We start from the raw sequence: 13,677 nt of genomic DNA, 5'->3' as shown, positions 1-13,677 counted from the left end.
AACTTCAGTTTTAAGATTATAAATTTTCAACAACCTCTATGAAAATAAAGGTTTTAATAATTAGACACATTAAAACTTCAAGTGTTACAGAAAAAGTTATTTTTTTGATAGTCAATACATACCAGATACAAAGGAATTGATTGTTTAGTTTAAATAAATCCCAAAATACCAGGTCCACGCTATCAGGATGATCTGCATCGGCAGCCTTTCTTTATAAAGATAGCTCATACCCGGACCCGAGTAATCGGCTTTAAAGAGATTGATCTTCTTTTTTGAAGAATTAATATTAGCTACAAATACCAGGATATAAAATATAATAAGCAAAAGTGCCGTTATCTCACGAATGGAAGGAATCAATAAGCCAATCCCCGCAGCGATTTCAATAATTCCCGTAGCATATACCCAAAATATTTTGGCAGGGATAAAATCCGGGATCATCATCGCCATTCCTTGTTGGAATTTAAAATGAGCAAGCCCTGTAAACACTACAAAAACTGCCATTCCCAGATTTCCTGAAAATAAAAAATTCCAGCTTCCCTGCCCTATTTTCGTTCCTATTAAAGCCAGGATAAATGTACCGAAGAGAATAGTCAGCAGCTTCATGACTGTTCTGCAAGATTTTTAATCACTTCCAGACCTTTGGTAAATCCGTTATTCATGTCGTCTTTCCATTCGCTGTCTACCTGCACCTCAACATGCAGCTTGGTCTTTCCTCCCAAATCAATAAGAAAATATTTTTCATGAGCTCCCTGCCAGTCTACTACTTCTTTACTCTGAGTATCTTCTACCCCATCTTTTACAAATCCAAGATGCTTGAATATCACTTCATTTGGCTCATTCAGGCTTTCTATCGTGGAAACCATACCTTCCCCATTAGCGTTAACGAAATAGGTTTTCCCACCTACTTTCCAATCTGATTTCATGGCAGAATCCGGGTTAAAGAACCTGGTCCATTGATTATAGGTTTCTGCTCCCCATAATACATCCCATATTTTCTGGGAGGAAGCATTGATTTCTTTTTCATACGATAAGGTTTCCATATTTCAGTTTTTAAATTGTTATTTAATTGTTTTAATTAACCTCCAACAAAGTCTCCTCCGTTGATATGAATCACTTCACCGGTAATAAAACTGGCGTCTTCCGATGCTAAGAAAACAAAGGCCGGAGCCACTTCGGAAGGCTGTCCTGCACGTTTTAAAGGAGTATCCTTCCCAAACGTTGAAAGATCATCAAAAGTTTCTTTTACCAATGGTGTCCAGATAGGTCCTGGCGCAATTCCGTTTACTAATATTTTTTTTTCGGCAAGGTTAGCGGATAGTGAACGGATGAATGATAAGATCGCTCCCTTAGTAGCGGCATAATCTATTAGGTGATCACTTCCCCTGTATGCCGTAACGGATGTTGTACAAATGATTCTTCCTCCTTTTTTAATTAAAGGAAGAAAATTCCTTGTAAAAGAAATCATGGAAATGATATTGGTATTAAAAGTTTCCTCGATCTGTTCATCCGGTATTTTTTCAAGGGTATCTTTTGAGGTATGAATTCCTGCATTATTAACAAGGATATCTACGGTTTTCCATTCAGCCTTGATTTTTTCAGCAGATTCTTTTCTAAAAGCTTTATCAGTGAGATCACCTTTTAGCACTATACAGGTTTTGCCTTCCTTTTCTACTAGCTTTCGGGTCTCTTCCGCATCCTTATCACTTTCTTTATAAATAATAGCTACATCGGCTCCCTCCCGGGCAAAATGTACTGCTACTGCCTGCCCTATTCCGCTATCTCCACCGGAAATCACCGCCTTTTTATTAGTAAGCTTTTGACTTCCTACATAATTTTCCCGAATAATCTCAGGAAAAAGTCCTTCTTGAGGAACTTTCGATTTTGATTTTGACTTGTTCTGCGTCTTCATAAGTAATTAATTTTATAAAGTACATCAAACAGCAAGCCGAAACCTATTAAGAATTGTAAGCGGTTTCCAGATCTTTTATAATAATTTTCTGCATTTTCATCATAGCTTGAACCACTTTTTGTGCCTTTTCACCATCCGCATCGTTCATCAGCTCAATTAATCTTTTGGGAACAATCTGCCAGCTTATGCCGTATTTGTCCTTCAGCCATCCGCACATACTTTCCCTTCCTCCGTCTGAAGTAAGATTATTCCAATATAAATCCGTCTGCTCCTGATTGTCAGTCATTATTACCATAGAAATCCCTTCATTAAAATCAAACTGATGATCGTAAGAATTATCCATACAGAACAGGCTGTAACCATCAATTACAAAATGGGCATGCTGTACATTTTCAGGATCCTCAGGAATATCATGACCTTCACCTCCGTCTTTATATTTTAAGATATTTCCAATCCTGGAATTGGGAAAAGTCCGGGTATACAGATTCATGGCTTCCATAGCTTTACCATTGTTTTCATGAATAAACATCAGGGTAGGAATTATTTTCTGATCTTCAGATTTCTCACCCAGAAAAAGCTGCCATGTAACTCCAAACTGATCACGGACCCAGCCGTATTTTTTACTCCATGAATAAGAATCAAGAGGCATTAAAGCCATCCCGCCTTCCAGGAGCTGATCCCAGTATTTTTGCACTTCATCTTCTGTTTCACAGATCACCATGAAAGATATGGAGGCATTTTTCTCAAACTGAGGACCACCATTAAGAAGCATTATCTTTTGTCCGAAAAGGTCAATATTCAGGACCACTGGTGTATCTGCCGTAATTTTCCCGTTAAATACCTGACAGTAGAAGTCAGCCGATTGTTTAGCGTTTCCATCGTACCAAAGACATGGAAATATATCGTTATTCATAATATTCGATTTTTAAGGATGTTGTAATTTTAAAAGCCCGGCTTATTGTTCTCTATAAAGGATACCTGATGTTCTCTCATATAATTTTTAAGCTTCTCCATCGTATTTTTCCCAAAGCCATGGAGATTCATGATTTCTTCCTCCGAATAGCATGAAAGCTTATCCAGTGAATCTATTTTCTCTTTTTCCAGTGATCTTCTGGCCGGCATAGCAATGATGCCTTTCAGAAAGTTTCCATTTACAACATGACTGACCGCATAAATGGAACTGAGGGATTTTGCCATTATTACTAAATTGATCATCGTTGTGTAAAAAAAGTTTAATTTTTCTCTACATATTTATGAAAATTATTGAGAATGGAATACCATCCTTCTCTTTGCATTTCTACGGAGTTCTGCTTTTCGGGATCGAAAATCTCCGTTACTTTGGTCGTATTATTATCAATCTTATCAAAGATTACATCTACTTTCCTTCCGTCTTCCAAATGATATTTGATGTGGGCATGAGGAATAATCTCATCGTAAGTTCCTTCAAAATCAAATCCAAAGCTTTTATCTTTTGCTTCCATCCTGTTTTTAAATTTCCCTCCCACCCGGAAATCATTTTCTGAGCTCGGGCACTGCCAGGTTTCATGGGCAAAATTCCATTTCATAATATGTCTTGGGGTAATAAAATAATCCCAAACTTTTTCCACAGGGGCTAAAATCGTAATGTCAATTTTGATCGGATCCATACTTATATTTTTTAGTGATTGGTTTAAAAGTAAGGGTAACCAATAAAATAGTTACCCTCCTAAATTGAGTTAAATATAAGATTATTTTGTGTATTCCGCATTATAATTGATCATCCAGTGAGTTCCGTATTTATCTTTAAAACTTCCGAAATAATCACCCCAGAACTGATCTTCCAAAGGCATTTCAATATCTCCTCCTGCGGAAAGTCCGTTAAAAATACGTTCCGCTTCCTCTCTGGATTCAGGAAAAATGGAAACATAATTATTATTTCCTACGGTAAGGCTCTGTCCGAATGAAGATACAATATCCGACGCCATCAGCAGATCATTTCCTACCGGCAATGCAATATGCATTACCCTGTTCTTTTCCTCTTCCGATAAATTTTCGGTTCCGGGAGCATTTCCCATTCTGTAAATTTCACCAAGAAACTCACCGCCAAATACGGATTTGTAAAAAGTGAAAGCTTCTTCTGCCTGACCATCAAAATTGAGGTATGGATTTAATTTAGTCATGATTTCTCTGATTTATAAGTTATCTTAAATAATTTATTCAAAATTAGCCTGACTATCTTAAAACCTACTTGCCATAAGACAACTTTTACGTTTTATGGGGATGAGAAACCAATTCTTTTCTTATCCGGCTTAAAGAAGTATCGGTAACGCCTAAATAGGAAGCGATTTGCTTAAGGGGAGCAAACTGTACCACTTTAGGTTTTTGTTCAAGAAGATTGAGATATCGTTTGGTAGCCGAAAGGGTAAACATTTCTACCGAACGCTGCTTGGAAACAAAAAGCTGCTGAGACATCCACGCCCGGCCCCATTCCCTTAGATTAGGTAATTTATGAAAAAGATCCTCAAATACATTGAAATCCATTTTCCAGCATTCACAATCCGATATACATACAATATTTTCCTGGCTTGGAATCCGCTGAAAAATAGAAGAGACTTCAATGACAATTTCATTTTCCACGAAAAAATCGGTGGTCACTTCATTCCCGTTAAAATCATTAACGAAAGAACGCATCAGCCCTTTCTCCATAATGTAATAATCATTCGCAACTTTTCCCTCTTTCAAAATAAAATCACCTTTATTAAAATTCACCTTTTCATGAGCCTGAAATATTTCCAGAAGTTCTTCATCCGTAAAAAAGGGAAAGTCATAAGATATTTTCAGTGATTGGTTATAGTTCATATATGGATATTTATTTTAAAATAAAGACAGTTGAATAGACTTAGGTTTATCGGGCTTCTGAGCATCTCCAAAAACCGTTTTCCCTCCAAATCTCCATGAATTTTGCCTTTCTTCTTCGATGACCTGCTGAATATCAAAATCCGGAGTGAAATTCTTCTCTGTATCTTCTACAATTTTATGGAGTTTATTGAGTGTTTTAAGCTTATCGGAATTCCCCAGCTTCGACTTTTCAATTCCTCTTTTAAGAATAAGAATACTTTCATCATATACTTTTGTAGGAACAGGAAAAGGATGTCCGTCCTTACCTCCGTGAGCAAAGGAGAAACGGGCCGGATCTTTAAACCTTGATGGAGCACCGTGAATGACTTCACTTACAAGTGCCAGCGACTGCATGGTTCGTGGTCCTACCCCTTCCAGCATCAATAGATCTTCAAAATTCTGAGGCTGCTGCTCTCTCGTTACATACAGAAGAGCACCCAATCGTTTAAGATCTACATCAGAAGCCTGGACATCATGGTGGGCCGGTAAAATAAGCCTTGAAAAATCACTCATGATCTGTGCAGAATCGGTATGGGAAATATCGAGAATTCCCTTTCTGTTCTCTGAAGCATCAGCATCTGTAAGATTAAGAATTTTACCTCTTGAAATCCCGTTTATCCCGGTATGGGGCTCTTCCACAAAGGATTTTATATTTTCAGAATGCCAGTGATAACGTCTTGCCGTATGATCGGATTCATGCATCCCCTGCTGTACAACGCTCCAGCTACCATTATCCGCTAAAATAAAATTATGCAGGTAAAGCTGATAACCATCCTGAATAGCCGTATTATCCACCTTCGCAGAAAGCTTACTGGCTCTTACAAGCTCATTCCCATCAAGGCCGGTCTTATCTGCAATCTGAATAAGTTCCGAAGGGGTTTCCCGGGAAAATTTCCCTTTTCCTCCACAGATATAAATTCCGAGAGATTTGGAATTAGGATTAATAGACCTTTTTAATGCACCCATTACGGATGTGGTAATCCCCGAAGAATGCCAATCCATTCCCATGACCGCCCCAAAACTCTGAAACCAGAAAGGATCTGCCAATCTCCGCAACACCTCATCTTTTCCGTAATCCATCACAATAACCTCAATAATAGACAAGCCTAATGCGGACATACGCTCATACAGCCATGGCGGTACTTTTCCATAGTGTAAAGGCAGATCGGCAGTTCCTGAGCGTTTCATAGGATTAAGGTTAAATATTTTTCAAAGTTAATGAATTGAATAAAATTCAAGATCTTTATGTTCAATTTCATCATACTTTTCGTTAAAAATTATAACGTTTCCAAATGGATCATACACCTGAAAGCATACGGCATCATAAAAAGCTTTTTCCAGAGCCGGATTGTTATACTTATACGGCTTTTCTGTCAGCTTTTTGTAGTAACCCACAATGCCTTCTCCCCATATAAAAATACGGCTTCCCGGAGTTCCGTCTCCATGATGTTCACTGAGATGAAAAATAATATTTTCCTTTTTTATCTCCATATAAACCGGCGTATTTTCTGCGAAATGATGCTCCCATATGACTTCGAATCCCAGCCAGTCCCTGTAAAATTCCAGGGCTTTCTGATAATCAAAAATCCTGAGAACCGGAATAATCTGATCAGCTTTCATAAGTTTTAGTTCTAAATGTCAAAAAAACCTTGTGAAAAAATGAAATTCCACAAGGCCAGTATAAATTATGTTATTTTTATTTATTTCAAAGCTGCTATCGCGGCTGTGTAATCAGGTTCCTGGGCAATTTCCGGTACCTGCTCTGCATATACGACTTTATCATTTTCATCAGTAACGATTACCGCCCTGCTCAACAGCCCTTTCATAGGGGAATCCGTTATGGTTACTTCATAGTCGTCTCCGAAACTTCCTCTGAAATCCGAAAGTGTTTCCACATTATTCAATCCTTCAGCCGCACAGAACCTCCCAAGGGCAAAAGGAAGATCTTTCGATACATTGATGACTACGGTATTATCTAATGAAGAAGCTTCTTCATTGAATTTTCTTGCAGATGCTGCACAAACTCCGGTATCAATACTCGGAAAAATATTGAACACTTTTTTCTTTCCTTCAAAATCCGGAAGTGTCTTTACATTCAGATTGGAGTCCACCAATGCAAATTCTTTGATAGTAGTCCCTACGGATGGTAAGTTCCCCAATGTATGTATTTCGTTTCCTTTTAATGTGATCGTTGCCATAATTTAAGTTTATCTATTAATTTTTTATCTATCCAAAAATAAAAAATATCAATCGAAAGTCTGTTTTTAAAAGGTTAAATATATCATAAATTTAACTTCATTCATTCTCTAAAATATAAGAAAAATATTATAAAAAATCTGTAATTTTAAATAGTTTATTTTAATGGTTACAATATATTTTAGCAAAAATAAAACAGCTGTATTGGTCTGTGGTTTGATGAATTAATGGTGTCTTATAAAAAGAATTAACACAATAAATTTAAATATATGAAAGCACAAATCGGAATTGATCCAAAACAAACAGAAGGTATCGCAGAAATTTTAGAACCTCTTTTAGCAGATGAATTCTTACTTTATTTAAAAACACGAAATGCTCACTGGAATGTTGAAGGTCCGGATTTCCATACGGTACATGTTTATTTTGAACAATTGTATACGGAATTGGAAGACGTAATTGATGAAGTAGCGGAAAGAATCCGTAAAATCGGACATTATGCACCGGCAACTATGAAAGAATATCTTGAGCTTACCCATCTTTCCGAAAAGAGAGAGAATAAAAACAACAGTTTAAGCTATATTAAAGATCTTCTTTCCGATCATGAGACCATTATCATGAGTTTAAGAGGAAGCATTGACAAGATCAATGAAAAATTTGAATATGACTACGGTACTTCTGATTTTCTGACCACTTTAATGGAACAACACGAAAAAACAGCATGGATGCTAAGATCTCATTTAAAATAATGAAGGAATCCATTTTGTAAAAATAAAAAAGCCGCTCCTCTAAAGAGCGGTCTTTTTTTGGATTTAAAGGAGGAAAACAGCAGAAATTCCGATATTTATTCAGGTAAAAACTATTCGGAGTTTTAAAAAATGACTAAATTTGTGAAACTTAAATCTTAAATAATAAATAACAGTATAATGTCAGAAAAATCAAAAATTTACTACACATTAACAGATGAGGCTCCAATGCTGGCTACTCACTCTTTTTTACCTATTGTAAAAGCTTTTACAAAATCTGCAGATATTGAAATTGCAGTTCCAGATATTTCTTTAGCAGGAAGAATTTTAGCAAACTTCCCTGAGTTTTTAAAGGATGACCAAAAAATAGGTGATGCACTGGCTGAGCTGGGACAACTGGCCACTACACCGGATGCCAATATCATCAAATTACCTAATATTTCTGCTTCTGTTCCTCAGTTGGATGCAGCAATTGCAGAATTACAGGGAAAAGGATTTGCAGTTCCCAATTATCCTGCTGAACCAAAAAATGATGAGGAGAAAGCTATTAAAGCTAAATACGCCAAAGTATTAGGTAGTGCAGTAAACCCGGTATTAAGAGAGGGGAACTCTGACAGACGTGCTCCAAAAGCTGTTAAAAACTATGCAAAAGCCAATCCTCACAGAATGGGTGACTGGGCTTCTGACAGCAAAACAGATGTTGCTCACATGAATTCCGGTGACTTCTACGGTACCGAAACTTCAACAACTCTGGAAAATGCTACCCAATACAGAATTGTTTTTAAAGGAAATGACGGTTCTGAAAATGTATTGAAAGATTTTGCACCTCTTCAGGCCGGTGAAGTTATTGATTCTTCAGTAATGAACCTTGCCTCATTAAAGACTTTTGTTCAGCAAGCCATTGACGAAGCTAAAAACAGAAACGTACTTCTTTCCGCTCACCTGAAGGCTACCATGATGAAGATCTCTGATCCTATCATCTTCGGTGCTATTGTGGAGACTTTCTTTAAAGATGTATTCACTAAATATGCCGATACATTCAAATCTTTAGATATTAACCCCAACAACGGTCTTGCCGATCTTTTTGAAAAAATCAAAGGAAATGCCCAGGAAGCCGATATCAAAGCTGATATTGAAAAGGCACTTGCTGACGGGCCAAGAGTGGCAATGGTAAACTCTGATAAAGGAATTACCAACTTCCACGTTCCTTCCGACATTATCGTGGATGCTTCCATGGCTGCTTTAGTAAGAGGCGGAGGTAAAATGTGGAATAAAGAAGGTAAAGAAGAAGATACCGTAGCAATCATCCCGGATCGTTCATATGCAGGTTTCTATCAGGCTGTGATCGACGATATGAAAGCTCATGGAAAATTGGATCCTACGACTATGGGTTCTGTTCCAAATGTAGGATTAATGGCTCAGAAAGCTGAAGAATATGGTTCTCATGATAAAACTTTCCAGGCTGCTGCGGACGGAACTATTGAAGTTCAGGACGAGGCAGGAAATGTTCTTCTTTCTCAAAAAGTAGAAAAAAGCGATATCTTCAGAATGTGCCAGACTAAAGATGCTCCTATCCAGGACTGGGTAAAATTGGCAGTAAACAGATCAAGACTTTCCGACACTCCTGCTATTTTCTGGCTGGATAAGGGAAGAGCTCATGACAGAGAAATCATCAAAAAGGTAGAAAAATATCTTAAAGATCACGATACTACAGGGCTTGACATCAGAATTCTTGACGTAAAAGATGCCATGACTGAAACTTTAAAAAGAGCCAGAGAAGGAAAAGATACCATCTCCGTATCAGGAAATGTGTTAAGAGATTACTTAACTGACCTTTTCCCTATTCTTGAACTGGGAACTTCTGCTAAAATGCTTTCCATCGTTCCATTAATGAACGGAGGTGGTTTATTTGAAACAGGAGCCGGTGGTTCTGCTCCAAAACATATTGAACAATTCCTTGAAGAAGGATATCTGAGATGGGATTCTTTAGGAGAATTCCTTGCATTACAGGCTTCTTTGGAACATTTGGCACAAACCCAGGGAAATACTAAATCCCAGGTGTTAGCAGATGCATTAGATGAAGCGAATGCCAAATTCTTAGCCACTGATAAATCACCTGCGAGAAAAGTAGGACAAATCGATAACAGAGGTTCTCACTTCTATCTGGCCATGTATTGGGCAGAAGCCTTAGCCAACCAAACTGCCAATGCTGAAATTGCTGAAAAGTTCAAGCCGATTGCTGAAAACATGCAGCAAAATGAAGCTAAGATTAATGAAGAACTCATCGGAGCTCAGGGCAAACCTCAAAATATTGACGGTTACTACAAAGCTGATGAAGCCAAAACCTTTGCAGCAATGAGACCAAGTGCTACATTAAATGCTATTATTGACGGAATTTAATCCATCACATTATACTGAAAAAAGCCTCTCGATCGAGAGGCTTTTTTTTTGCAAGAATGACTGATCCAATAACCAGTCATTCTCTTTTGAAAAAAATTTATAGTTAAAATTGAGTTTAATGTCTGTGAGCATTACCATTATTGGATTTAGACTGCTGTTTTTTAGAAATCTTTTGCTTTGATTTTACATCATTGTTTTTATTTCTGTTATAAACAGCCGTAGGATTTTGTCCCTGGTAGTATTTATTTTTAAATTGCTTATACTTTTCCTTACCCAGGATTTTTTCTATTTCCGCATATCTGTCGGTTCTCCAGTAATCGGGATTTTTAGAATATTTCTTCTCCCACGAATTGTAATCACTGTATCTCTCATTAAGCGCATATAACTGATTTTTTTGTGACGTTGTCAACACCAATTCCACGGCTACCGTCTGCCAGTTTAAATCGGTAATACTTCTTCTGTAATCATTATAATAATCGGATTGAGCATATCCCAAACCAAACATACCTAAAAATAAGGCAGTTACTAATATCTTCTTCATTTCCATTTTATTTAAAGTTTAACTGTAAACGTAAGGTCAATTAAAATGCCAATTTCCAAATGATAAATGCCAATCTTTGTTAAAATCTATATAACTGATTGAAAATATTGAAAATAATTTTTAAATTTATCATGAATCACCAAGACATTAATTCTCAATATGGAGATATTTATTATCGTTTTACTTATTTTACTGAACGGAATTTTTTCAATGTCAGAAATGGCATTGGTTTCTTCAAAGAAATTCAAGCTTAAAAATGAAGAACAAAAAGGAAATTCCAATGCAAAGACAGCAGTGCAGCTTTCAGAAAATCCCAATAAGTTTCTTTCTACCGTTCAGATCGGAATTACGCTCATCGGAATACTTCTAGGTATTTATTCAGGAGACAGACTCACTCATGATCTGGCTGCCTATATTTCCGAATACCCGATGCTTGCTCACTATTCCAAAGGAATCGCATCTTTTGTCATTGTGCTTCTCATTACTTTTTTATCCATAGTTTTCGGAGAATTAGTACCTAAAAGGCTGGGCTTAAAATTTCCTGAAAAAATATCCATACTGATTGCAAGGCCGATGTACTGGCTTTCTGTTTTAGCTTCTCCGTTTGTCTGGCTTCTGACCGTAAGCAATATTGCAGTCTTAAAAATTCTGGGAATTAAAGATGATGAAAAGGAAATTGTAACTGAAGAGGAGATAAAATCCATTATACTGGAAGGTAAAGAAGGCGGTATCATTGAAGAAAAGGAACATGATGTACTGAAAAACGTTTTTGAACTGGGAGACCGCCGTGTGAACTCCCTGGCTACTTACCGGTCCAAGATCATTTATCTGGACGCGGATGACGATTATGAAACCGTAAAAGAAAAAATAAAAAGCTGCTCATTTTCCACATACCCCGTTACAGAAGACAATAACCTGGATAAAATTATCGGAATTGTAAAAATGAAGGATCTTTTTCACCTGGACCATGAGAACTTCAATATAAGGGAGCATCTTAAAAAAGTGGTTTTTGTGGGAGAGAATTCTTATATCTACCCTTTAATGGAAAGCTTTCAGAACAACAGGTCCCATATCGCTGTTATCATTGATGAATACGGTACCACTAAAGGTATTATTACCCTCAATGACATATTAGATGACCTCGTAGGCCGTTTCCCGGAAGGTTTTGAAGAAGATCCGGAAATTATCCAAAGAGACGAAAACTCCTGGCTCATAGATGGTGATTGTTCCATTCATGATTTTAAAAAATATTTCAAAATCGATATTGATGAAGAAGTTGAAAAAAAATTCATCAGTATTTCGGGTCTATTTCTTGACCAGTCAGATTCCATTCCTAAAACAGGAGATAAAATAAAAACAGGAAATCTTACAATGGAAATTGTAGACAAAGACGGAAATAGAATTGATAAAATCCTTGCTACAAGGGATTAGGAAAATTAACTGATTTTGAAAAAGCTTGACTATCTATTTAAAACACCATAAATTATGTTAATATTACTACCTGTCAGCAGGTTATATTATTTTAATTTGTAATTTTAAATAGAGATTATTCTCATTTAAAAACATCAGTTCAACCCAAATCTCATTATTATGGAAAATATAAAATTCAGAATATCCCCTTATCAGGATGAATTGCAGCTATTGATTAATGAAAAGAAAGTAGGTTATATGTCCATAGAGGTAGACGGAAGATTACTTTCCGTTTACTACACCAAGCTGGATAAGGAACGTGAAGGTCACGGCTTTGCCAAAATGTTACTGGACGAGCTTGTCCGCTATGCCGAAGAAAAGGATCTTCTGGTAGATCCCGAATGCGATTTTGTAAGACAGCAATTCGAAAATCACCCGAAAAGATACAAAGGAATATGGCACACTTAATCTTCCCACCACACCTGAAACTTATGGTCCGAGCTGTTTAAATCCACAGGTTCACCGATCATGGGAGTAAGGACGGTAAGATCCTTCTGTTTTCCCAGCTGGGTAATTTTTTTCAGGGGTTCATTCCAGGCATGAAGAGCCAGTGCAAATTTGGATGAATGAACAGGAATAATGTTTTTGGCATTTACGTCAATGCTGGCCTGTACAACATCTTCCGGTAAAGCATGAATATATTTCCATGCCGGATTGTACTGTCCGTTTTCTATGATGGCATAATCAAAAGGACCATAGGTATCTCCTATCATTTTAAAATGTGAGTCATATCCGCTGTCTCCTCCCAAAAATATCTTTTTACTTGGGGTTTCCAGCACGTAAGAGGTCCAGAGTGTCCCGTTTCTGCTGAACTTACGTCCCGAAAAATGCCGGGCCGGAGTATAGGTTATTTTAATATTATTTTTTAAAAGTACTTCTGCACCCCACTCTTCTTCTATTAACTGATTTTCCTTATACCCCCATTTTTCGAGGTGAGCACCCACACCCAAAGGGAGGATAACCTTGTCCACTTTAGATCTTATCGACTTTACGGTAGGATAATCCAGATGGTCATAATGATCATGGGTAATAACGAGATAGTCCAAATGCGGAATATCTTCCGGTTTAAAAATATCGGATCCGATAAAAGCTTTGTTAAAAAACTTTACCGGAGAGCCATAAGAGCTTAAAACAGGATCAATTAAAAAGGAAACCCCATCCGTCTGAATATAATAAGATGAATGTCCGAGCCAGATGAAAACATCTTCTTCTTTGGGGATATTTTTAAGGTCAGTATGCACAGAAGGAATGCTTCTGTGAGGCTTCAAAAGAGGATCTTTTTTAGCAAAAAAGAAATCATACATTACCTTTGGCATGCTATACCCTTCTGCAATAGAAGGTGTAGGACTCAGGTTCTGGAATTGTTTATTTTTATAATGTACGGATTTTTTCATGCGTTCCAGCCTTTTTCCTTTAGGCTCTGCTCCGAACACCTCTCTTCCTGTAAATAGGTAATATGCGAAGACGAGGACGAGTATAATTATTATCGGGTAAATCATTTGTCTTTTATAAAACAGCGTCAAATGTATTAACTTTTATAC

General features: G+C 37.0%; 17 protein-coding genes. 4 read left to right on the top strand and 13 right to left on the bottom strand.

Annotation, left to right across the window (positions count from 1 at the left end):
• Window positions 1–144: 144 nt before the first annotated feature.
• The 11 genes from ABJ974_RS06450 to tpx all read right to left on the bottom strand — a co-directional run bounded on the left by ABJ974_RS06450 (window position 145) and on the right by tpx (window position 6,984).
• The gene (locus tag ABJ974_RS06450) at window positions 145–603 is read right to left on the bottom strand and encodes a DoxX family protein (protein ID WP_419870565.1); all 459 of its coding nucleotides are present in this window, start codon (window positions 601–603) and stop codon (window positions 145–147) included.
• Complete coding sequence (locus ABJ974_RS06445; RefSeq protein ID WP_419870564.1) at window positions 600–1,040, bottom strand: SRPBCC family protein; 441 nt, start codon at window positions 1,038–1,040, stop codon at window positions 600–602. The genes ABJ974_RS06450 and ABJ974_RS06445 overlap by 4 nt, the downstream gene beginning before the upstream one ends.
• Before the next feature lie 35 nt (window positions 1,041–1,075).
• Window positions 1,076–1,909 (bottom strand): SDR family oxidoreductase, encoded by an 834-nt coding sequence (locus tag ABJ974_RS06440; RefSeq protein ID WP_419870563.1) that lies wholly within the window; start codon window positions 1,907–1,909, stop codon window positions 1,076–1,078.
• A gap of 46 nt (window positions 1,910–1,955) precedes the next feature.
• Window positions 1,956–2,822: a VOC family protein gene (locus ABJ974_RS06435; RefSeq protein ID WP_419870562.1), complete on the bottom strand. Its 867-nt coding sequence runs from the start codon at window positions 2,820–2,822 to the stop codon at window positions 1,956–1,958.
• A gap of 29 nt (window positions 2,823–2,851) precedes the next feature.
• Entirely contained in the window at window positions 2,852–3,106 is a 255-nt protein-coding gene (locus ABJ974_RS06430; protein ID WP_419870561.1) for a helix-hairpin-helix domain-containing protein, read from the bottom strand.
• A gap of 35 nt (window positions 3,107–3,141) precedes the next feature.
• Window positions 3,142–3,555 carry an SRPBCC family protein gene (locus tag ABJ974_RS06425; RefSeq protein WP_419870560.1) on the bottom strand — a complete coding sequence of 138 codons (414 nt, stop codon included), beginning with the start codon at window positions 3,553–3,555 and terminating at the stop codon, window positions 3,142–3,144.
• Between the two features lie 81 nt (window positions 3,556–3,636).
• On the bottom strand, window positions 3,637–4,068 hold the full coding sequence (locus ABJ974_RS06420; RefSeq protein ID WP_419870559.1) for a VOC family protein: 432 nt from the start codon (window positions 4,066–4,068) through the stop codon (window positions 3,637–3,639).
• 85 nt (window positions 4,069–4,153) lie between these two features.
• Window positions 4,154–4,747 carry a Crp/Fnr family transcriptional regulator gene (locus ABJ974_RS06415; RefSeq protein WP_419870558.1) on the bottom strand — a complete coding sequence of 198 codons (594 nt, stop codon included), beginning with the start codon at window positions 4,745–4,747 and terminating at the stop codon, window positions 4,154–4,156.
• Between the two features lie 15 nt (window positions 4,748–4,762).
• Complete coding sequence (locus ABJ974_RS06410) at window positions 4,763–5,974, bottom strand: DUF763 domain-containing protein (protein ID WP_419870557.1); 1,212 nt, start codon at window positions 5,972–5,974, stop codon at window positions 4,763–4,765.
• A 27-nt stretch (window positions 5,975–6,001) separates the two neighbouring features.
• Complete coding sequence (locus ABJ974_RS06405; protein WP_419870556.1) at window positions 6,002–6,406, bottom strand: glyoxalase superfamily protein; 405 nt, start codon at window positions 6,404–6,406, stop codon at window positions 6,002–6,004.
• A gap of 80 nt (window positions 6,407–6,486) precedes the next feature.
• The gene (tpx, locus tag ABJ974_RS06400; protein ID WP_419870555.1) at window positions 6,487–6,984 is read right to left on the bottom strand and encodes a thiol peroxidase; all 498 of its coding nucleotides are present in this window, start codon (window positions 6,982–6,984) and stop codon (window positions 6,487–6,489) included.
• Between the two features lie 267 nt (window positions 6,985–7,251).
• Here tpx and ABJ974_RS06395 point away from each other — a divergent pair, with 267 nt between their 5' ends.
• Window positions 7,252–7,728, top strand: coding sequence for a Dps family protein (locus ABJ974_RS06395; protein WP_419870554.1), 477 nt, complete (start codon window positions 7,252–7,254; stop codon window positions 7,726–7,728).
• Window positions 7,729–7,905: 177 nt separating this feature from the next.
• Window positions 7,906–10,125, top strand: a complete 2,220-nt coding sequence (locus ABJ974_RS06390) for an NADP-dependent isocitrate dehydrogenase (protein ID WP_419870553.1) — start codon at window positions 7,906–7,908, stop codon at window positions 10,123–10,125.
• 115 nt (window positions 10,126–10,240) lie between these two features.
• Here ABJ974_RS06390 and ABJ974_RS06385 read toward each other — a convergent pair whose 3' ends face one another.
• Window positions 10,241–10,666 (bottom strand): hypothetical protein, encoded by a 426-nt coding sequence (locus ABJ974_RS06385; RefSeq protein ID WP_419870552.1) that lies wholly within the window; start codon window positions 10,664–10,666, stop codon window positions 10,241–10,243.
• A 159-nt stretch (window positions 10,667–10,825) separates the two neighbouring features.
• On the opposite strand from ABJ974_RS06385, the gene ABJ974_RS06380 reads away from it, so the two are divergent.
• Window positions 10,826–12,097: a hemolysin family protein gene (locus ABJ974_RS06380; RefSeq protein WP_419870551.1), complete on the top strand. Its 1,272-nt coding sequence runs from the start codon at window positions 10,826–10,828 to the stop codon at window positions 12,095–12,097.
• Between the two features lie 159 nt (window positions 12,098–12,256).
• Window positions 12,257–12,544 carry a GNAT family N-acetyltransferase gene (locus ABJ974_RS06375; protein ID WP_419870550.1) on the top strand — a complete coding sequence of 96 codons (288 nt, stop codon included), beginning with the start codon at window positions 12,257–12,259 and terminating at the stop codon, window positions 12,542–12,544.
• Here ABJ974_RS06375 and ABJ974_RS06370 read toward each other — a convergent pair.
• Entirely contained in the window at window positions 12,541–13,635 is a 1,095-nt protein-coding gene (locus tag ABJ974_RS06370) for an MBL fold metallo-hydrolase (protein ID WP_419870549.1), read from the bottom strand. The two genes, ABJ974_RS06375 and ABJ974_RS06370, sit on opposite strands and share 4 nt — an antisense overlap.
• Between the last annotated feature and the right edge of the window lie 42 nt (window positions 13,636–13,677).

Origin of the sequence: Chryseobacterium sp. CT-SW4, from assembly GCF_048572715.1 — a bacterium.
GTDB lineage: Bacteria > Bacteroidota > Bacteroidia > Flavobacteriales > Weeksellaceae > Chryseobacterium.
The sequence above is the reverse complement of the archived record's forward strand: the minus strand, read 5'-3'. Positions and strand labels throughout refer to the sequence as shown.